Consider the following 19807-nt stretch of genomic DNA (forward strand, 5'->3'; position numbering starts at 1 on the left):
CGGAGGATTTCGATGAAAACCCTGAAAGCCATGCTTGGCATGACGGCGCTTGCCGCCGTTTCGCTCATTGCCGTTTCCGCCAGCGCGCAGACCTATCCCGAGCGTACGATCACCATGGTCGTTCCGTTCTCGGCCGGCGGCCCGACCGACACCGTTGCCCGCCTGGTTGCCGAATCCATGTCCAAGGATCTCGGCCAGCAGGTCGTCGTCGAAAATGTCGGCGGCGCCGGTGGAACGCTCGGCGCAGGGCGCGTGGCGCAGGCCGAAGCGGATGGCTACACTGTCCTTCTGCATCATATCGGCATGGCAACCAGCGCGACGCTTTATCGCAAGCTCGCCTATGACACGCTGAACGCCTTCGAATATGTCGGCCTCGTCACCGAAGTGCCGATGACGATCGTTGCCCGCAAGGACTTCGAGCCGACCGACATCAAGAGCCTGATCGACTATGTCAAGGCCAACAAGGACAAGGTGACCGTCGCCAATGCCGGCATCGGCGCCGCCTCGCATCTCTGCGGCATGATGTTCATGAGTGCGATCGAAACGCCGCTGGTCACCGTACCGTACAAGGGTACCGGCCCGGCCATGACCGACTTGCTCGGCGGTCAGGTCGATATCATGTGCGACCAGACGACCAACACCACCAAGCAGATCAAGGGCGGCACGATCAAGGCCTATGCCGTGACGTCGCCGGAACGCCTGCCGGTGCTGCCGGATGTCCCCACCGCCATCGAAAGCGGCCTTGCCGATTTCCAGGTTGGCATCTGGCACGGCGTCTATGCCCCGAAGGGCACGCCGACGGAGGCCGTCGAGCGTCTGTCGAAATCGCTGCAGGTTGCCCTCAAGGACGAGAATGTCGTTGCCCGCTTCGCCGAACTCGGCACGGAACCGTCCTCGCAGGAAGACGCGACGCCGGCTGCCCTGAAGGCCAAGCTCGAAAGCGAAATCGCTCGCTGGAAGCCTGTAATCGAGGCTGCCGGTCAGTACGCCGACTGATCGTTCGATCCGCCGCCCATTAACGGCCGCTCTTTCCCTTCCGGCGGAAGAGTGGCCGTTGCAAGCGGTCGCGCAGGCTTCACGAACAAACCGCTGTCCGGCATGGCTCGAAAACTCTACGCCCTGCCGGGCAGGCTGGAAACCAAGGGAGGGGGTTCCATGAGATCCATCGCTTTCGATACGACAAACGCACTCTGCGGCGCGATCCTTATCGCGACCGGCGGGTTCTTCATCTACCAATGTCTCGGCCTCGAGCTTGGCACGGCATTCCGGATGGGGCCCGGCTATTTTCCGCTCATGCTTGCCCTTATCCTGACCTTTCTCGGCTGCGTCATTCTCGTCCAGTCGGCTCGTGTCAAGGGCGAGCCGCTGGGGCCGATCGCCTGGCGCGGCGTGTTCTTCATCCTGCCGGCCCCCATCTTCTTCGGCCTGACGGTGCGTGGCCTCGGTTTCGTGCCGGCGGTCTTCTGCACCGCCCTGATCGCCTGCTTCGCGTCGCAGCGCATGAAGCCGCTCACGGCCCTGATCGTATCGGCGGGACTGGCGATTTTTTCCGTCGCGGTCTTCAGCTATGCGCTCGGCCTGCCCTTTCAGCGCTTTGGCCCCTGGCTCAGATTCTAGGACATACCGATGGACCTTTTCAGCAATCTCGCACTCGGCTTCACCACAGCCGCGTCGCCGGAAAATCTCCTGTTCTGCCTGATCGGCGTGCTGCTCGGCACCCTGATCGGCGTGCTGCCGGGCATCGGCGCCACGGCGACCATCGCCATGCTCCTGCCGATCACCTTCCAGCTTGAGCCCGTGTCCTCGCTGATCATGCTTGCCGGCATCTATTACGGCGCTCAGTATGGCGGCTCGACGACGGCGATCCTGATCAACATGCCCGGCGAATCCTCTTCCGCCGTCACCGCCATCGACGGCTACCAGATGGCCCGCAAGGGCCGGGCCGGCGCCGCCCTGTCGATCGCCGCCCTCGGCTCCTTCTTCGCCGGCACGGTCTCTACCTTCCTGGTCGCCATCTTCGCCATTCCGCTGACCGGGATCGCGCTGAAGTTCGGCGCCGCGGAATATTTCTCGCTGATGGTCGTCGGTCTCGTTTCCTCGATCGCGCTTGCCCATGGCTCGATCGTCAAGGCGCTGGCCATGGTGGTTCTCGGGCTTCTGCTCGGCCTCGTCGGCACGGACATCTATACCGGCACGCCGCGCTTCATCCTCGGCATCCGGGAATATTCCGACGGACTGAACTTCGTTGCCGTCGCGGTCGGCGTCTTCGGTATCGCCGAAATCCTGCGCAATCTCGAAGGCGAGAAGACCCGAACGGTGCTGATGGCGAAGGTGAGCGGCCTTTTGCCGACGCGCGACGATTTCCGCAAGATGGTCGCTCCGGTCCTGCGTGGCACCGCGATCGGCTCGGCGCTCGGCATCTTGCCAGGCGGCGGCGCCATCCTCGCGGCCTTCGCCTCCTACACGGTGGAGAAGCGCCTTTCCGATACGCCCGAGGAATTCGGTCATGGCGCAGTCGCCGGCGTGGCCGGCCCGGAATCGGCCAACAATGCCGGCGCCCAGACCTCGTTCATACCGCTGCTGACGCTCGGCATCCCCGCCAATCCGGTGATGGCGCTGATGATCGGCGCCATGATCATCCAGGGCATCGTGCCCGGCCCGAACGTGGCCGCCGAACAGCCGGCACTGTTCTGGGGCATCATCGCCTCGATGTGGATCGGCAATCTGATGCTGGTGATCCTCAACCTGCCGCTGATCGGCCTTTGGGTGAAACTGCTGACGATCCCCTACTATGTGCTTTTCCCGATCATCATGGCCTTCTGCTCGATCGGCGTCTACAGCGTCAATTCCAACGTCTATGATCTCTATGCGGTCGCCTTCTTCGGGCTCGTGGGCTATGCGCTGGTGAAATTGCGCTGCGAGCCGGCACCGCTTCTGCTGGGTTTCGTGCTCGGTCCGCTGCTGGAGGAAAATCTGAGGCGAGCGATGATCCTGTCGCGCGGCGATGCGACGACCTTCGTGACCCGGCCGATCAGCGCCGTTCTCCTGCTGATCGCCCTTGCCGTGCTGGTCATCGTCTTCATGCCCACCGTCAAGGCCAAGCGCGAAGCCGTGTTCCAGGAAGAGGATTGAACGAGGGGCGGCGAGCGGCAACGCTTAGCCGCCCTCGGCCACCCGCTCCAATCAATCAAATTCATTGATGTACGAGATCAATTATATTCGCTTGAATGATGGATGGGCAGGCGGCATTATCCTTGCATGGTCGCGACCTTTTGAAAGCACTCGTTCAAAAGGAACCAGGAAATGTCATTCTTCAGTCTCGAACACTCACCGCGGTCAGGGCGCTCCGTCCTCGCCGCAAGTCTCATCGGTTTGCGTGCCCGGACCGTTGCGTCCTGGAAGCGTCACCGCGCCGAAAAGGCTCTCGCAGGCCTTTCCTACGAAACACTCAAGGATATCGGTTTTCCCGTCGCCGACGGGTCAAACAAAAACACCCCGACGCGATGACCGATCCGCTCACCGGGACGGGCGATAAGTTCGCCTGTCGCAAAACTCTAGATCTTTGAAAAGGGCATTCGATGACCGAATGCCCTTTTTGCTGCCCGCCTTTACCGCCGCTCAGGATGGCCTGTTTCCGACAGAATGGCGAGAAAAACGACGTCGCAAATTGCCAAGAAGAACGGTGCCTATCTCGGTTTCGTGGCGCTTTTCCGAGCGGTGGACAAATGATGGATCACCGGATGAACCCTTGTCCTACGCAAGATTATGATTAAATCTTGGGCTCTTCGGTTCGTTTAAGACTGATTTATAATTTAAAAAGATCACATATTCCTTCCCCGTCGCGGCCGTCCATGCCAATGTCGCTTTCAAGATAGCGCGATGCCGGGCGTCCACGTGACAAATGCGACATCCCGCGGCGCATGGAGCCACCGATGACGAAGCCTTTGACGACAAAGCGTTCCCTCGTATTCTTTCTGGTGCCTAATTTTTCCATGCTGCCTTTTTCCGCGGCGATCGAAACCTTGCGCATCGCCAATCGGATGCTCGGCTATGAAGCCTATTCATGGCGGCTGGCCTCGACCGACGGCACACAGGTCCAGTCGTCGAGCGGCATCGGCCTGGAGGTGAATACGTCGCTTGCCGACGAGCGCAAGTTCCTGGGCGGCGAGAACCGCCCCTCGATGGTGCTGGTCTGTTCCGGCGTCTATGTCGAGGAATTCCAGAACAAGTCGGTCAATGCCTGGCTGCGCGAAGTCTATAACCGCGGGGTTTCGGTCGGCAGCCTCTGTACGGGCGCCCATGTGCTGGCATCCGCGGGCCTGCTCACCGGCAAGCGCTGCGCGATCCACTGGGAGAACCTTCCGGGCTTTGCCGAAAGCTTTCCGCAGGTCGATGTCTATGCAGATCTCTACGAGATCGACGGCAATATCTATACCTGCGCCGGCGGCACCGCCTCGCTCGACATGATGCTCAATCTCATCGACCAGGATTTCGGCGAGAACCTCGTCAATCGGGTTTGCGAACAGGCCCTCACGGACCGCGTGCGCGGGCCGCATGATCGCCAGCGCCTGCCGCTGCGTGCACGCCTCGGCGTGCAGAATGCCAAGGTGCTGTCGATCATCGAATTGATGGAAGGAAACCTTTCCGAACCCCTGTCGCTGCTTGAGATCGCCGACAGCGCCGGCCTGTCGCGCCGCCAGATCGAGCGGCTGTTCCGTCAGGAAATGGGCAGGTCCCCTGCCCGCTACTATCTCGAAATCCGGCTCGACCGTGCCCGCCACCTGCTGGTCCAGTCGGCCATGCCGGTGGTGGAAGTGGCCGTCGCCTGCGGCTTCGTTTCGGCCTCGCATTTTTCAAAATGTTACCGCGAGCTCTATAACCGTTCTCCCCAGCAGGAGCGCGCAGAGCGCAAGCTGACACTGCAGACCGTGCGCTGACGCGCGCCGAATGGCGCCAATGACGCTGAAAAACCATCGCCGCAAAGCCGGCGATGGTTTTTCAATTTTTGCTTTCAGGATGCCATGGATTTGAGCACGGTCAGTTCCGAGACGATCCGGTTGCGTCCGTCATATTTTGCCATGTAGAGGAATTGGTCGGCGGCATTCAGGTAGTTGTCGAAGGCCTCTGGACCTTCGATCCGCGCCAGGCCGATCGATACGGTGATGGACAATTCCTCGTCGTCGGCCAGAATTTTCGCCTCGGCGATCTCGGCCCGCAAGGTTTCGCAAAACACATTGGCGGCAGGGACATCGAGCCCGTTGAACAGGACGCCGAACTCCTCACCGCCCAGTCGCGCCAGCAGATGCTCCTCACCCACCAGCATACGCAGCCGTTTCGCCACCGCCTTCAGCACGAGATCGCCGACCTCGTGGCCATAAGTGTCGTTCAGCCGCTTGAAGTGATCGATATCGAGAATGGCGATCGAAGTGGTTTCTCCCCGCCGCAAACATTGCTCGACGAGCCGTGGCCCCGTCTGGAAGAAGTAGCGCCTGTTGTAAATGTCGGTGAGGTAGTCGCGCGCGGCGATATTGTGGAGCGCCTGAATGCGTTTCTGGATATTGGCGACCTGGAAGACCCGGCTGTTGAACTCCTCCGGCAGGAAGGGCTTCTGGATGAATTCCGTGCCGCCGCTATGGAGGAAGCGCGCCGCATGCTGGCGGTCCTGCGTGGCGGCAAGCGCGATCACGCCCAGCGTATCCTCGCCGTGCCGCTGGCGGATTTCCGTCAGGAGGGTGTAGGCGGTCATGTCGCTCAGCGCGATATCGGTGATCACCACGTCGAAATTGTCGCTGGCATCGAGCATCCGCAGGGCCTGCGCACCGCAGTCGGCGGCCGTCACGCAGAATTGCTGCTGCTGCAGGCGGGTGAACAGTTCCGCCCGCGATGCCGCGTCGGAATCGATCAGCAACACGCTGGTCCTGACATTGATCAACGCCCGATCGACCACCGCAATCAGATGGCCGATGGACTCCGGCTGGCTCTTGATGACGCAGTCCACCACATTGCGCGACAGTATTTCTTCGCGCGTCCGGTTGTTGAAAGATCCGGTAAAGACGATGGCGGCGATATTCTTGGAGATCACATAGTCGAGCGCCTCGCAATTGGGCGCGTCGGGAAGATTGAGATCGAGCACAGCAAGGCAGAATTCGCCATCATGCCCCTCCACCGCCTCTCGCAGCGCGGCAAGGGAGGCACAAGGCATGACTTCCAGTCCGTGAGCGGCCTCCAGGCCGGATTTCAAGGCAGCGGTGAACATGCGGGAATCCTCAACGAGCAGCATTCGTTTTCCCGAATGCTTGTGCACGTTGGCTCCTCGCCCCGATGCTTTGCGAAAGCTCACCTTTGGTCAATCCCGTATTGAGCCGTGGGCGTTCCTGAGGGGCGCTGGCTCTTAGACTTTTCGTTCTGTTGGACGACGGGTCTGATCAAACAGAACGCCACCCTTTTTCCCCACACCATTCAAATCGCTGGCGCTTGCAAATTGGTTAAATGATCCGTTCGAATGACCTAAAATTGTTGTTTAATACAAGAAATCCGCATTCAGCTGCCTTGGAAATCACAGTTTCATGCTTTTCGGCGGCTTTCTGTCCCCTGCCGTCTGGATTTTCGTCAAAGTATCGAGGTTCTGGTTCACTCGGCAGTAGAATTCCTCGTTGATGAAGGGCCGCAGCATGAAGTCGTTGCCGCCGGCCTTGAGGAATCGCGCCGACAGCAGGCGGTTGGCCGATGACGAGACGCCGATGATGCGCAACTGATGCGGCCCATAGGCGCCGCGGATGCGCCGCGTCAGCTCGAACCCGTCTATATCGGGCATGTTGTAATCGGTGATCACCAGCCCGATATCGGGATGCTGCTTCAGGATCTCCAGCGCCGCCGCGCCGCTTTCGGCCGAGCTGGTGCGGAAATTGTAGCGCTTCAGCTGCGTCGTCAAAAGCGCGCGTGCCGTCGGGCTGTCGTCGACGATCAACACGTGATGCTTGTGGTTGGTCAGGAATCGGCAGACCGATTCAGCCAGCATGTCGACGGCAAAGACATTGTCCTTGATGACATAATCGACGATGTCCTTGGCAAGAATGGACTCGCGCGTGCTTTCCTGGAAGGTGCCGGTAAAGACGATCGTCGGCACGCTCATATCGATGAGATAGGACAGCGCCTCGCCATTTTCAGCGCCGGGAAGATTGATGTTCGAAATCGCCAGCGCCGCGGGAAAGGATGCATTTTCAACCGCAAACTGCAAATCGTCATAGTCGCGGCAGTTGATGACGTCGATGTCGAGAAGCTCCTTGAGGCGCTTCGAAACCATGGCGGAGAAAAGATTGGAATCCTCGGCAAGCACGATGCGATGATGCTGCAAGGATTCACCGGAATAGTACATTCCGGACACGCCGAAGAATGACATTGATCGCCTATCTGAAAAGATTGTCCCTCGAGGCCAAGCTACGCAGAAAGGTTTTCCCAGTGGTTAACCGCTTGCTGAATTAATACGGTCACAAATACCCCATGCATCGGCAAGAGCCCGCACTGCACCGCAGCAGGCGGGCGGTCGCCCCCGCCCTGGACACGGAGGCTGCCAGGCCTATTTCACCACCGCCGAGCCATTGACGATCTCTATGGTTTCATCACCCTGCAGACCAATGCGGTCGCCGCTCGGCGTGGTGATGAAACAGCCGCTCGGGCAGATCGATTCCGTGCCGCCGGCGCTGATGGCCACTTCCATGCGGCTTTCGCCCTCGACGACGACGAGCACGGCGGCCTCGCCGTCCCTGTTGGTCACGGTGGCGGACCAGGCGGGAAAAGCCGCGATCACAGTCAAGAAACAGGCACTTGCAAATATTTTCATCGCCCATCGGCGCCAAGCGCCGCCCCTTTTGCGGCTCGCGGCTCCGGACGACATGCCCGGATGAAGCGAGACACTTATTCAGCCGGCTTTAGAGTAACGCATGCCGGATGAATTGCATGATAAATATTCCGGGCCGGCTGAATAGGGGCTGAATGCCACATGCAGCCGGCATTCACATGATCTGCCGCCTTCACGGTGGTTATGCCGACGAAAAAAGGCGCGCCGTCGATTTAAACGGCGCGCCTGAAAGACTGCATTGTGATATCCGGCGCCGCCTGATCAGCTCCGCGGCTTCAAGTTTTCCGGGTCGTAAAGCGGCTTGTAGCCGACGCTCGCGACCTCGACGGGAAAGGTTTCGCCGAAATATTCCACATTCAGCTTGCGCCCCTCCTGGCAATGGGACCAGGGAAGATAGGCAAGCGCGATATTCTTGCCGAGGGTCGGGCCGAAGGCGACAGAAGTGGTGTAGGAGCGACGGCCAAGGCTATCGACAAGCACCTCGCCGGTCGCTGGATCGACCACCGGCATCGAGCCGACCGGATAACGTTTCACGCCATTCCTGTCCGTATTCTCGGTCATCACCAATGTGCAGAGCATGGCCGGCTGGTTGGCGCGCGCCTTGTATTCCAGATGCTTGGCCTTACCGCGGAAATCGGCTTCCTTGACCTTTGGACGGGCAAGATCGGCCTCGATCAGGTTGTACTGGGTGAGGAGGTCGGCGTTCTGCAGGCGCAGGCTCTTTTCCATGCGGCGCGAATTCGCGTAGGTCTCGACGCCAAAGGCCATGACGCCGGTTTCGCGTAGTGCGTCCCAGACGGCCAGGCCATCCTCATATCGCATATGCAGTTCCCAGCCCTGCTCGCCGACATAGGAAATGCGGAAGGCGGTGACCGGTTTGCCGGCGATCTCGATCTGCTTGATCGCCGCAAAGGCAAAGTTTTCCGGATCGAGACTTGTGGGATCAGCAACGACCTTCTTGAGCGTCTGTCTGGCGTTCGGGCCCCAGATACCGATGGTGATGATCTTTTCCGAGACATCGGTGATGGTGACATCGAGACCGCGATCCTCAGCCAAGCGCTTCATGTAGTGGAAGTCGCGCGGGCCGGCATCGGCGCCGTTCACAAGGCGGCAGCGGTCAGCCATGCGGAAGACGGTGAAATCGGCGCGCACCATGCCCTCGTCGTCGAGGAAGTGGGTATAGATGCCCTTGCCGATATTGCCATCTCCGCCGATCTTGGCCGCGCAGAGCCATTCGAGAAGCGCGACATGATCCGGACCTTCGATATCCACCATATGGAAATGCGAGAGGCTGACGATGCCGCAATCCTCGCTCATCGCCAGTTGTTCGGCATTGGAAACGCGCCAGAAATGGCGGTTGTCCCATTCGTTCTCGCGCACTGGTACGCGATCGCCGTATTTTTCCAGAAGATGCTCGTTGGCCGCATAGCCATGGGCACGCTCCCAGCCGCCAAGCTCCATGAAATAGCCGCCCAGTTCCTTCTCGCGCTCATGGAAGGGCGAGCGCTTGACGCCGCGACCGGAGGCGTAGGGCTCGCGGGTGTGCACCGCCGGAAAGTAGATTTTTTGCGCCGCCTCGTAGCTGCGGCCGTTGATGAACTCTTCCGTGAGCTGGTGCGGATAGAAACGGGCGTAGTCGATCGAGTTGTGATCGATTTCCGTACGGCCATCGGTCATCCAGTCGGCGATCAGCTTGCCGTAGCCCGGGCCGTCCTTGACCCAGATGGCAACGCAGTACCAGAGGCCGCGCACCTTCTGGCTTTCGCCACAGGACGGTCCGCCGGCGGCCGAAACCTGCAGGAGACCATTGAAGGAATGACCTTCATTATAGCCGAGCTCACCGAGGATCGGCGTCAGTTCCATGGCACGCTCGAGCGGCTCGATGATCTGTTCCATGTCGAGGTCGCGCTGCGACGGCGACAGCCGCGCCTCATGCTTCTCCAGGATCTCGCGCGGATGGCAGAGGCGCGGATTGTCGGTTTCGTAATAGCCCCATTCGATCTGACCACCCTCGGTGGTGTTCGGATCGCCGGTATCGCGCATATAGGCGGAGTTGCCCTGGTCGCGCAGAAGCGGATAGCCGATCTCCTTGCCGGTGCCTTCGAACTCATTATACGGGCCGAAGAAGGTCAGCGGATGATCGACCGGCATGACCGGCAGGTCCTCGCCGACCATTTCGGCGATCAGGCGGCCCCAGATGCCGGCGCAGACGACGACGTGATCGGCCATGATCGTACCGCGATGGGTGACGACGCCCTTGATGCGACCGCCCTCGACGATCAGCGACTGGGCCGGCGTATTGCCGAAGATCTTGAGCTTGCCGGATTTCTCGGCGGCATCGACCAGCTTGCCGGCAACGGTCTGCGAGCGTGGGATGACGAGGCCGGCATCCGGGTCGAACAGCCCGCCCATGACCTGGTCTTCCTCGATCAGCGGGAAGAGCGTCTTGATTTCGGCCGGACCGACATAATGGGCGCGGGTACCGAAGGCCCGGGCGGAGGAAAGCTTGCGCTTGATCTCTTCCATCCAGTTGTCGTCGCCGGTACGCGCCACTTCAAGCCCGCCTATGCGGGCGTAGTGACCCATCTTCTCGTAGAAATCGATCGAATATTGCGTGGTCCAGACCGAGAGGAAATCGTGGCTGGTCGTGTAGCAGAAGTCGGAGGCGTGCGCGGTCGAGCCGATATCCGTCGGGATGCCGGACTTGTCGATGCCGACGATATCGTCCCATCCCCGCTCGATCAGGTGATGGGCAATGGAGGCGCCGACAATACCGCCGAGCCCGATGATGACGACCTTCGCCTTTTGTGGAAATTCTGCCATTGCGTGCGACCCTGATTGGATGCTGGATTGGAGTATTGAAGGCGGACTTTAGGGCTTGCGCCGTCGGGACTAGAGCCTGTCTACGACATAATCACCATACTGCACGACCAGAGCGCAACGGCCCATGACCTTGCCGATCGCCGTTCACGTCAATCCGTTTCCGCCGTGCCGCCGACGCTGATTCTTCGGGGCCTGCGTTGCGTGCCGCTGCGCTTGACGCTGTCGGCCGGAAGAACCGTCTGCATCTGCTCCTCAGACACGTCCGGCGCCTCGATTTCGTCAGTCTCCGGCACGGTCGGCTCGGCCTCCGCTTGCTGCTTCGGGAAGGGCGCGCCGAGCCCCTCCTCGCGAAAACGCTCGTAGATCGCCAGCCGCAACTCGTTGCGCACGCCGCCGCCATTGACGATATCGGCGAGATAGACCCGCAGTTCGAAGGTCATGGTGGAATCGCCAAAGGCGCTGAACACGGCGACGGGCTCGGGGTTCCGGAGAACCAGCGGATGCGCAGCGGCGATCTCCAGCAGCGTATCCATCACCTGTCGCGGCACGCTTTCATAGGTGACGGTCACCGGGATATCGGAGCGGCCAAGCTTGTTGCGGTGCGTCCAGTTGCCGACCATGGCATTGATGAACAATGAATTCGGCACCATGATCGTCTGCCGCTGGAAGGTCTCGATCTCGGTCGCGCGCACCGAGATGCGCTTGACGAAGCCTTCCGTCGTGCCGGTGACGACCCAGTCGCCGACCTTGAACGGCCGTTCCACCAGAAGGATGAGGCCGGACACGAAATTCGACACGATATTCTGCAGGCCGAAGCCGACGCCAAGCGACAGCGCGCCGGCCACCAGCGCCAGGCTCGACAGGTCGAGCCCGGCCGCCGAAATGCCGATCAGCCCGGCAAGCCCGAGCCCGAGATAGCCGATGCCGGTCTTGACCGAATTGCGCACGCCGGTATCGACACGGCTACGTGCCATGACATTGCCGTCAAGCCAGCGCTGGAACCAGCGCGTGACGACGAAGCCGGCGATGAACAGCAATATCCCGACAAAAATGCCGACCAGCGAGATGGTGATGCTGCCTACCTTGATCTCGGTGAAGATGCGATAGGCCCAGGCCTGGATATCGGCGATCTGGAATCCCCATTGCAGCAGGATCAGCGGTATGAAAACCAGTACCACCAGCGCATAGATGGCAAGGCCGGCGGCAAGCCCCGCCTGGTCGAGTGCCACCTGTTCCAGGCCGAAACGGCGCTCCAGATAGCGGCCGACGACCGTGTCGGCGAGCGCGTTCTGCTTGGCCACCGCCTTGCCCGTCAGGATGCCGATATACATGGTGACCACGATGGCGCCGGTCATGACGATCTGGGTGGCGATGAAGCGCGCAAGACCGACATAGCCCGAAAGTGCCGCGATGATCAGCCCGGCGCCGGCCAGAACCAGCAGCGCCGAGATGAAGCGCGGCCAAGGCTTGCCGCGGCCATCCGGCGTTTCGCCGGCGGAAACGATCGGCTTGATCAGCGCCATAGCCATCAGGATCAGCCCGGTGATGATAGACGCGATCAGGCTCTTGACGACGGTCAGGACCACCGGAGAGCCCATTGCCTCGCCAATCGCGCCGGCCAGGTAATCGAGGCCATTGACGATCGCCATGGCGAAGATCGACAGGACCAGCAGGCGCGCGCCCTGATTGGAGACGCGCACTAGGCGCCAGACATTCTGCCGTGGCGCCAGCACCGCATTGGCAAGGGTGGAGACGAAGACGAGCGCTCCGCTCGTCGCCAGCATCGCCGCAACGATCGGCGCGATATCCGGCCGCAGGACATTGAAGGACTGAAGGAAGAAATAGCTCGTCACCGCAAAAACCACCATGGCCGTAGTCGGTATCATGGTCGACCAGAAGGCGACCGACAGGCGGGTGATGTAGCCGGGCTCTCCGCTGGTTGCCTCACGATAGACAAGCGGCGAAAAAAGCCGTCGCGTCCCGACCACGAGAACAAGCGCGGCGCAAAGCGACAGGAACAACGCTCCCAGCAGTTGCAGGCGCTTGAAGCTCCAGACGAACCGGAGCCAGCTGGTGACGCTGCGCGAAAACTGCTGCCGCTCGATGTTGAACGCGACAATCGCATTGTCGAGCGTGGCACCGTTGATCGTGGTGTGCTTGAGCAGCGTATTGCTGAACAGGGCGCGCCGCGTTGCCGTAATGGTGTTGGACAATCTGGTCGCCTGGATCGAGAGATCCTCGGCGGTTCCGGTCAGCGCGTTGATTTCTCCGCGCTCGGCCATCAGGCGCTTGCGCTCCTGGGTAACGACGTCGGCCTCCGGCGGTGCATCCGCCGGCGGCGGCTCGCCCAGTTCGGTCAACCGCGCCTTGATCGCGTCGAGACGCGGCCGGGTGGCGACGGAAATCGCGATGATCTGCTTGGCGGCGGCATCGACCTCGACCTTGATATCCGCCAGGCGGATATCGTCATTCTCGGCTTTTTCGACCTGATCGGCCAATTGCTGAAGCGATTTGCGGGCGGCGTCGAGCTGCGCGCTCGTCTGCGCCTGCGGACTTGCTTCATCCGGAGGCTGGATCTTGCCCTGCGTTTGGCCCTGAGGTTCGGCGCGAACGGCCGGCTGCTGGCCGAGAGCCGGTACGGAACAGGCCAGTAACATCAGAGAAAAGGCTACAAGAAAGCGCTTGGACAATGACATGTTCTTCTCCGGCAGCAACCGCGTCCCAGACAGAATCGCAACGGGACGCAAGCAGTTGAGGCGCTGCTTAAGGCGCAGGCGCGCCGGATGCAAAATCCATTTCATGGCCATTCTTCCCTCATCGGCGGCGGACCGTCAGAATCCGGAACCCGGCTGGGTGAGGAATGTCAGTTCGGCCTGCGTCGAGGCTCGCCCCAGAATGGCGTTGCGATGCGGGAAACGCCCGAACTGGGCGACGATCTCGTGATGACGGATAGCGAAATCCAGATAATTGGCGTTGCCGAGATCGGAGAACAGCCGCACCGACTGCTCCTGATCGACGAGGTTTTCGGAATGTTCGAACGGCAAATAGAGAAACGCCCTTTGATCGACCGTCAGGCTTTTGTCCGCGTCCGCCTCCATGGCAAGCCGGGCCTCGCCCAGCGCAAGTCCGTCGGTCGCGAAGGCGAGCGGTGTTGCCCGGTATATATTGCGCGGCATCTGATCCAATAGGATCACCGCGGCAAGCCTGTTCTCAGGCGTTGCCCGCCAAACAGGAGCGACGCCCCGCGCCAGTGCCAGATGCGCCTTTCGAAAGCGCCGGTCGCATTGTTCGTCGAGCCCCGGCGGCGGGTTGAACCAATCCTGCGGTTGCAGTTCCTCGAACCAGAACGACAGGATGTCGTCCGGGCTGGCATTGTCATCAGTCTCAGCCAAGTCGGTTCCCTCTCTTCAATCACGAACGCCCAATGCCGTGCTATTGGAGACATAGAAAGTAACGTCGCCGTTTCCATGGCAGCCGGTCGGCGTTCGTTTCGCCGCCACAGTCCTACCGCCGGCACCGCAGCTCCGGCAAGGGCCTGCGGAAGTTCGACGGCGAAACGGCCGCGCCGGGCAAATGATTTCAGCATCCATGCCCACTGGGGGCAGGACTTTCTCCAACGGATCGGCGAAGGCGAAAAGTTCTGCGTTATAATATCCCACTTAATGGATAGACTATACCTGCTAACAATGGAGGTGGACATGCAAGCCAAGACACTGATGCGTTTTTTTACCGCAGCACTTCTCGCCGGCAGCATCCAGCTCGGCGGGCCGGGCATGGCATTCGCCGACACGACGCTGCTCAACGTCTCCTATGATCCGACCCGCGAACTCTACAAGGAGTTCAACGCCGCCTTCGCGGAGAAGTGGAAGGCCGATACCGGCGAGACGGTGACGATACAGGCATCCCATGGCGGCTCCGGCAAGCAGGCCCGGTCCGTGATCGACGGCCTTGGCGCCGACGTGGTGACCCTGGCCCTGGAGGCGGATATCGACGCCATCGCCGCCGCTACCGGAAAAATCCCGGCCGACTGGAAAACCAAATTCGACAACAACAGTTCGCCCTATACCTCGACCATCGTCTTCCTGGTGCGCAAGGGCAATCCCAAGGGCATCAAGGATTGGGGCGATCTGGTGAAGGACGATATCCAGGTCATCACGCCCAATCCGAAGACCTCCGGCGGCGCAAGGTGGAATTTCCTGGCAGCCTGGGCCTGGGCGCGGGATGCCAATGGCGGCGATGACGCCAAGGCTCAGCAATATGTCGCCGATCTCTTCAAGCATGTACCGGTGCTCGATACCGGCGCCCGCGGCGCGACGACCACCTTCGTGCAGCGCGGCCTCGGCGATGTGCTGCTTGCCTGGGAAAACGAGGCCTATCTCTCGCTCGAGGAACTCGGGCCCGACAATTTCGACATCGTCACGCCGTCCATCTCGATCAAGGCCGAGCCGCCGGTGGCGCTGGTGGAAGGCAATGCCGATGCCAAGGGTACCCGCAAGGTGGCCGAGGCCTATCTGCAATACCTCTATTCCGATGTCGGACAGAAGATTGCGGCGAAACATTATTATCGCCCCTTCAAGCCCGAAGCCGCCGATCCCGAGGACATCAAGCGGTTTGCGGATGTGAAGCTCGTCACTATTGACGAATTCGGCGGATGGAAGGAAGCTCAACCGAAATATTTCGGCGACGGCGGGCTCTTCGATCAGATCTACAAGCCGGGACAGTAAGATTTCATGAGCGCACGCACAGCACCGCTGTGGCAATTCAGGCAGCCGAGCGTCCTTCCGGGTTTCGGATTGGCGCTCGGCGTCACGTTGACATGGCTCGTTCTCATCATCCTCATCCCTCTTTCCGGTCTCGCCTGGCGCTCCAGCGCGCTCGGCTGGGCAACCTTCCTCGAACTCGCCACAGACCAGCGAACGATCAATGCGCTGCGCATCAGCTTCGGCACCGCGCTTGCGGCGGCTCTGGTCAATGTGGTTTTCGGCGTCATCCTCGCCTGGGTGCTGGTACGCTATCGCTTTCCCGGCAAGCGCCTGGTCGATGCCATGGTGGACCTGCCCTTCGCGCTGCCGACGGCCGTTGCCGGCATCGCACTGACGACGCTCTATGCCCCGAACGGCTGGATCGGCAGCCTGCTGAGCCCGCTCGGCATCAAGATCGCCTTCACCCCGCTCGGCATCGTCTTTGCGCTCGTTTTCGTCGGCCTGCCCTTCGTCGTGCGCACTGTCCAGCCGATCATGGAGGAAATCGACAAGGAAGTGGAGGAAGCCGCCGCCACGCTCGGCGCCAACCGCTTCCAGACGATCCGCCGCGTCCTCCTGCCGGGCCTCGCGCCGGCGGTGCTGACCGGTTTCGCCCTCGCCTTCGCGCGCGGTGTCGGCGAATATGGCTCGGTCATCTTCATTGCCGGAAATCTCCCCTATGTCTCTGAAATCGCACCGCTGCTGATCGTGATCCGGCTGGAGGAGTTCAACTATCCGGCTGCCACCGCGATTGCCGCGGTCATGCTCATGATCTCCTTTGCCATGTTGCTGATCATTAACATGATCCAGGCCTGGAGCAGGCGGAGGTACGGCTATGGCGCATGAGGCTGTTTCCAACACCGGTTCCGGCAACACCGAACTGGTTCGCGTCGCGACCTCCGAAAGCCGGTTGGCGCGCTACGGCCTGATCGGCCTCGCCCTCGGCTTCGTCGCGCTGTTTCTCGTCCTGCCGCTGGCGGCGGTCTTTACCGAGGCCATGCGCAACGGTCCGGGCGAATTCCTGACCGTGCTGTCCGATCCCGAGACCTTCGCGGCAATCAGGCTCACTTTGCTCGTTGCCGGCATTGCCGTGCCGCTCAACCTCGTCTTCGGCATCGCAGCCGCCTGGGCGATCGCCAAGTTCGAGTTTCGCGGCAAGGCCTTCCTGACAACGCTGATCGACCTGCCGTTTTCGGTCTCGCCGGTCATTTCCGGCCTCGTCTTCGTGCTGTTGTTCGGATCGCACAGCCTGGCTGGGCCCTTTCTGCAAAGCCATGGCATCCAGATCCTCTTCGCCGTGCCGGGTATCGTGCTTGCCACCGTGTTCGTCACCTTCCCCTTCGTTGCCCGCGAACTGATCCCGTTGATGCAGGAGCAGGGAACGAGCGACGAAGAAGCGGCCCTGTCGCTCGGCGCCAGCGGCTGGCAGACCTTCTGGTATGTTACCCTGCCGAATATCAAATGGGGCCTGCTCTATGGCGTACTGCTCTGCAACGCCCGCGCCATGGGCGAATTCGGTGCCGTATCGGTCGTCTCCGGCCATATCCGCGGCCTGACCAACACCATGCCGCTGCAGGTGGAAATCCTCTACAACGAGTATAATTTCGTTGCCGCCTTCGCGGTCGCAACGCTTCTCGCCCTGCTGGCCCTCGTCACCCTCGTTCTGAAATCGCTGCTCGAAATGAAGTACAGCGAACAGATCGCCGCCAGCCGCCGGCACTGAAAGGTCAAGATTTCATGGAAGTCCGCGTTCAGAACATACGCAAGGAATTCGGCCGCTTTCCGGCGCTCAACGACGTTTCGCTCGACATCAGGTCCGGCGAGCTTATCGCGCTGCTCGGGCCCTCCGGTTCCGGCAAGACGACGCTGCTGCGGCTGATTGCCGGGCTGGAAAGCCCGACCGAAGGCACAGTCTTCTTCGGTGACGAGGATGCCTCCCGCAAGACCGTGCAGCAGCGCAATATCGGCTTCGTCTTCCAGCATTATGCCCTTTTCCGGCATATGACGGTGCTCGACAATGTCTCTTTCGGCCTGACCATCCGGCCAGCTGACCGGCGCCCCTCCAACGCCGAAATCCGCCGTCGCGCCGGCGAACTGCTCGATCTCGTGCAACTGAGCGGCCTTGAAAAACGTTATCCGGCACAATTGTCCGGCGGCCAGCGCCAGCGCGTCGCACTCGCGCGCGCCATGGCGGTGGAACCGAACGTGCTTCTGCTCGACGAGCCCTTCGGCGCGCTGGACGCGCAGGTGCGCAAGGAACTGCGCCGCTGGCTGCGGGAAATCCACGACCGCACCGGTCATACCACGGTCTTCGTGACCCATGACCAGGACGAGGCGCTGGAACTCGCCGACCGGGTGGTCGTCATGAGCAAGGGGAAAATCGAGCAGATCGGCACGCCCGACGAAATCTACGATACGCCCAATTCCCCCTTTGTGTTCGGCTTCATCGGCCAGTCGAACATGCTGCCGGTACGGATTGAGAACGGTCAATTGTTGATGGGTGATCAGCCAGTCGGCGTTAGTGCCCCCGGCGAGGCGGACGGTGCCGCCCATCTCTACTTCCGCCCGCACGACATCGAACTGCTGGACGGCGAAGGCAGCATTTCCGGCACCGTGGTGGTGACACGGCGGGTTGCAGGCACCCGGCATGTCGAACTCGATATCGGCGCGACGGGCACCAAGGTGGAGATCGAGCTTCCGCCGGAAAAATTCACATCCGATCGCGCCCGCATCGCCTTCAGGCCGACCCGATGGAAATTGTTCAGGACGTAGTTTTGACCGCCGGAGCGGCGAGATAGTCGACCTTCAGTTCCAGAAGCAGCCGCACGATTGGAAAGTGATCGGCATTCTGCACCTCGATCTCGAGCGCCTTTTCCGGATCCTGCGGCAATCCGTCGAGCGCCATTTCGGCCAGAACCACTTTCGCCTGCCTGACGGCGGATAGGAGATCCGGAAACTCGAATCCATCGTCGGCCGGAATGGTGCCGTCATTATCGACGACCTTGAAATAGAAGAGAGCCATGGCATTTTTCCCGTGTCGGGACAAAAGCCTGAAAGACGAAAAGGTTGCCTCGGGAAAAAATTATCCTGACATGCCGATCATGTCATAGTGAATGGCATCGAGCGAAAATCGCGCTACACTGCACCGGTCCGAACCGTTTCACGGCTTTGCAAGGACAGGTAATTCCACCTTCAGGAGGAGGAATATGATGGCGACCCACAGCCCCTATGCGGATGTCCTCTGCTCGGAGGACATCGACCTGATGCGGCTGGTCTTCGAGGAATTCTGCAGGACGCATCGGAAACCGGGCTCCGATGAGGACATGCAGAGATGCGCCTCCACCATCATGCGTCTCTACCGGGCCGGCGAGCGCGACGCTGCTGTGTTGAAGAGGGCCTGCGAAACCACCCTGCAGCGCGACCTGGTGATCGACACGGCAACCGCGAGCCACTGACGCCTAGTTGGTGTCCTGCGCAGCATTTTCCGGGCTGACGACGAGCGGGTCAGGCGGCCGGGTGCTTTTCGCGCTTTCGTCGGGAAGAAAATACTGAACCGCGAGAATGCTCAATATCGACCCGACGACGACGCCGATAACGCTGATCATCAGTGTGCGGGACGTCATATCGAGCTCCGATCTCGATGCTTCCTAAAATCACTTACAAATATCAATCTTGGAGGCTTTCCGAGGCGCGATGCAACCGGCCATGGGCATTCATCTGTCCATGGCCGGCATGTGGGCTATTGATAGACGTAGACGATTCGGCGGCTTTGCGGATCGACCAGCACGGGCCGGTCGTTGATCCGCACATAGCGATACTGATAGTCGGGAACCTCGGTCATCACCATGTCACCCGGCAGGATCGTACCGACGGCGATGTCACCCTCATAGGTCACGGTCGCGATCGGGCTGCTGTCGATATAGGTGCGCACTTCGGCTGGCGGCACGATGACGCCGTTGGCGTCCACCGTCCCGATCAATTCGTCACCCGGGGCCGGATCGGCGGCGATGCTGCCGGTACGCTCATAGGTGACGACGGGAATGCCGAGGTCGGTCCGCCGTTCTTCGACGATCACCGCGGCGCCGCCCAGATCCATGGTCAGTTCCTGCGCATAGGCCCAGCCGCGCATGCCGTTGACGTCGATGCGGCACCAGCCCTGACCGGCGAGGCACCCGTCAAGGGCGGCCGAACTGCCGCGCGTGGCGACGCCCACCGACGGATAGTCGGTACCCGGCCCGGAATAGACGGTCAGATCGGTCGCCGTCGTCGCCATCATCTCGGCCTGGGCAAGCCCAGCGCCGGAAAAAAGCATCGCACCCGCGAGCAAGGGCCTTGAAATCCAACGCATATATCTTCTCCTGCTAGAACACTGCATCCCAAACGC

At 61.0% G+C, this 19807-nt stretch carries 19 protein-coding genes; 9 read left to right on the forward strand and 10 right to left on the reverse strand.

Features of this window, described 5'->3' with window-relative positions; translation table 11 throughout:
* The first annotated feature begins 12 nt into the window (after positions 1-12).
* The 3 genes from ASD31_RS01480 (at position 13) to ASD31_RS01490 (ending at position 3132) form a co-directional block, all read left to right on the forward strand.
* Positions 13-996 (forward strand): tripartite tricarboxylate transporter substrate-binding protein, encoded by a 984-nt coding sequence (locus ASD31_RS01480; RefSeq protein WP_056328394.1) that lies wholly within the window; start codon positions 13-15, stop codon positions 994-996.
* A 159-nt stretch (positions 997-1155) separates the two neighbouring features.
* Positions 1156-1617, forward strand: a complete 462-nt coding sequence (locus ASD31_RS01485) for a tripartite tricarboxylate transporter TctB family protein (protein ID WP_056328395.1) — start codon at positions 1156-1158, stop codon at positions 1615-1617.
* Between the two features lie 9 nt (positions 1618-1626).
* Positions 1627-3132, forward strand: coding sequence for a tripartite tricarboxylate transporter permease (locus ASD31_RS01490; protein ID WP_056328397.1), 1506 nt, complete (start codon positions 1627-1629; stop codon positions 3130-3132).
* A gap of 673 nt (positions 3133-3805) precedes the next feature.
* Here ASD31_RS01490 and ASD31_RS26200 read toward each other — a convergent pair.
* Positions 3806-3994, reverse strand: coding sequence for a hypothetical protein (locus ASD31_RS26200; protein WP_162251119.1), 189 nt, complete (start codon positions 3992-3994; stop codon positions 3806-3808).
* Here ASD31_RS26200 and ASD31_RS01500 point away from each other — a divergent pair.
* Positions 3933-4937: a GlxA family transcriptional regulator gene (locus tag ASD31_RS01500; protein WP_156392462.1), complete on the forward strand. Its 1005-nt coding sequence runs from the start codon at positions 3933-3935 to the stop codon at positions 4935-4937. The genes ASD31_RS26200 and ASD31_RS01500 overlap by 62 nt on opposite strands.
* Positions 4938-5011: 74 nt before the next feature.
* Here the strand turns inward: ASD31_RS01500 and ASD31_RS01505 are convergent, their stop codons facing one another.
* The 6 genes from ASD31_RS01505 to ASD31_RS01530 all read right to left on the reverse strand — a co-directional run bounded on the left by ASD31_RS01505 (position 5012) and on the right by ASD31_RS01530 (position 14073).
* Positions 5012-6280, reverse strand: a complete 1269-nt coding sequence (locus ASD31_RS01505; protein ID WP_056328402.1) for a sensor domain-containing diguanylate cyclase — start codon at positions 6278-6280, stop codon at positions 5012-5014.
* Positions 6281-6556: 276 nt separating this feature from the next.
* Entirely contained in the window at positions 6557-7399 is an 843-nt protein-coding gene (locus tag ASD31_RS01510; RefSeq protein WP_056328404.1) for a response regulator, read from the reverse strand.
* 177 nt (positions 7400-7576) lie between these two features.
* Positions 7577-7840, reverse strand: coding sequence for a hypothetical protein (locus tag ASD31_RS01515; RefSeq protein WP_056328406.1), 264 nt, complete (start codon positions 7838-7840; stop codon positions 7577-7579).
* Positions 7841-8119: 279 nt separating this feature from the next.
* On the reverse strand, positions 8120-10681 hold the full coding sequence (locus ASD31_RS01520) for a GcvT family protein (protein ID WP_056328408.1): 2562 nt from the start codon (positions 10679-10681) through the stop codon (positions 8120-8122).
* Positions 10682-10830: 149 nt separating this feature from the next.
* Positions 10831-13377, reverse strand: a complete 2547-nt coding sequence (locus tag ASD31_RS01525; protein ID WP_056329283.1) for a mechanosensitive ion channel family protein — start codon at positions 13375-13377, stop codon at positions 10831-10833.
* A 135-nt stretch (positions 13378-13512) separates the two neighbouring features.
* Complete coding sequence (locus ASD31_RS01530) at positions 13513-14073, reverse strand: DUF924 family protein (RefSeq protein ID WP_056328409.1); 561 nt, start codon at positions 14071-14073, stop codon at positions 13513-13515.
* A gap of 306 nt (positions 14074-14379) precedes the next feature.
* Between ASD31_RS01530 and ASD31_RS01535 the strand changes: the two genes are divergently transcribed.
* Genes ASD31_RS01535 through ASD31_RS01550 form a run of 4 tightly spaced genes read left to right on the forward strand, consistent with a single transcriptional unit; the run spans position 14380 to position 18195 of the window.
* Complete coding sequence (locus ASD31_RS01535; protein WP_056329286.1) at positions 14380-15405, forward strand: sulfate ABC transporter substrate-binding protein; 1026 nt, start codon at positions 14380-14382, stop codon at positions 15403-15405.
* 6 nt (positions 15406-15411) lie between these two features.
* A complete protein-coding gene (cysT, locus tag ASD31_RS01540; RefSeq protein WP_056328411.1) occupies positions 15412-16269 on the forward strand; it encodes a sulfate ABC transporter permease subunit CysT in 858 nt (285 codons plus the stop codon).
* Positions 16259-17146, forward strand: a complete 888-nt coding sequence (gene cysW, locus ASD31_RS01545; protein WP_056328413.1) for a sulfate ABC transporter permease subunit CysW — start codon at positions 16259-16261, stop codon at positions 17144-17146. The genes cysT and cysW overlap by 11 nt, the downstream gene beginning before the upstream one ends.
* Before the next feature lie 14 nt (positions 17147-17160).
* A complete protein-coding gene (locus ASD31_RS01550) occupies positions 17161-18195 on the forward strand; it encodes a sulfate/molybdate ABC transporter ATP-binding protein (RefSeq protein ID WP_056328414.1) in 1035 nt (344 codons plus the stop codon).
* On the opposite strand, the gene ASD31_RS01555 is transcribed toward ASD31_RS01550, so the two are convergent.
* On the reverse strand, positions 18185-18445 hold the full coding sequence (locus tag ASD31_RS01555; protein WP_056328416.1) for a DUF6894 family protein: 261 nt from the start codon (positions 18443-18445) through the stop codon (positions 18185-18187). The genes ASD31_RS01550 and ASD31_RS01555 overlap by 11 nt on opposite strands.
* A 184-nt stretch (positions 18446-18629) precedes the next feature.
* Here ASD31_RS01555 and ASD31_RS01560 point away from each other — a divergent pair, with 184 nt between their 5' ends.
* Complete coding sequence (locus ASD31_RS01560) at positions 18630-18878, forward strand: hypothetical protein (protein ID WP_056328417.1); 249 nt, start codon at positions 18630-18632, stop codon at positions 18876-18878.
* Between the two features lie 3 nt (positions 18879-18881).
* Here the strand turns inward: ASD31_RS01560 and ASD31_RS25720 are convergent, their stop codons facing one another.
* Together ASD31_RS25720 and ASD31_RS01565 are read right to left on the reverse strand one after the other, a co-directional pair.
* Complete coding sequence (locus ASD31_RS25720; RefSeq protein ID WP_156392464.1) at positions 18882-19046, reverse strand: hypothetical protein; 165 nt, start codon at positions 19044-19046, stop codon at positions 18882-18884.
* A 116-nt stretch (positions 19047-19162) separates the two neighbouring features.
* A complete protein-coding gene (locus tag ASD31_RS01565) occupies positions 19163-19798 on the reverse strand; it encodes a DUF1236 domain-containing protein (RefSeq protein ID WP_056328419.1) in 636 nt (211 codons plus the stop codon).
* Positions 19799-19807 lie beyond the last annotated feature (9 nt).

This window comes from Rhizobium sp. Root482, from assembly GCF_001426565.1.
GTDB lineage: Bacteria > Pseudomonadota > Alphaproteobacteria > Rhizobiales > Rhizobiaceae > Pararhizobium.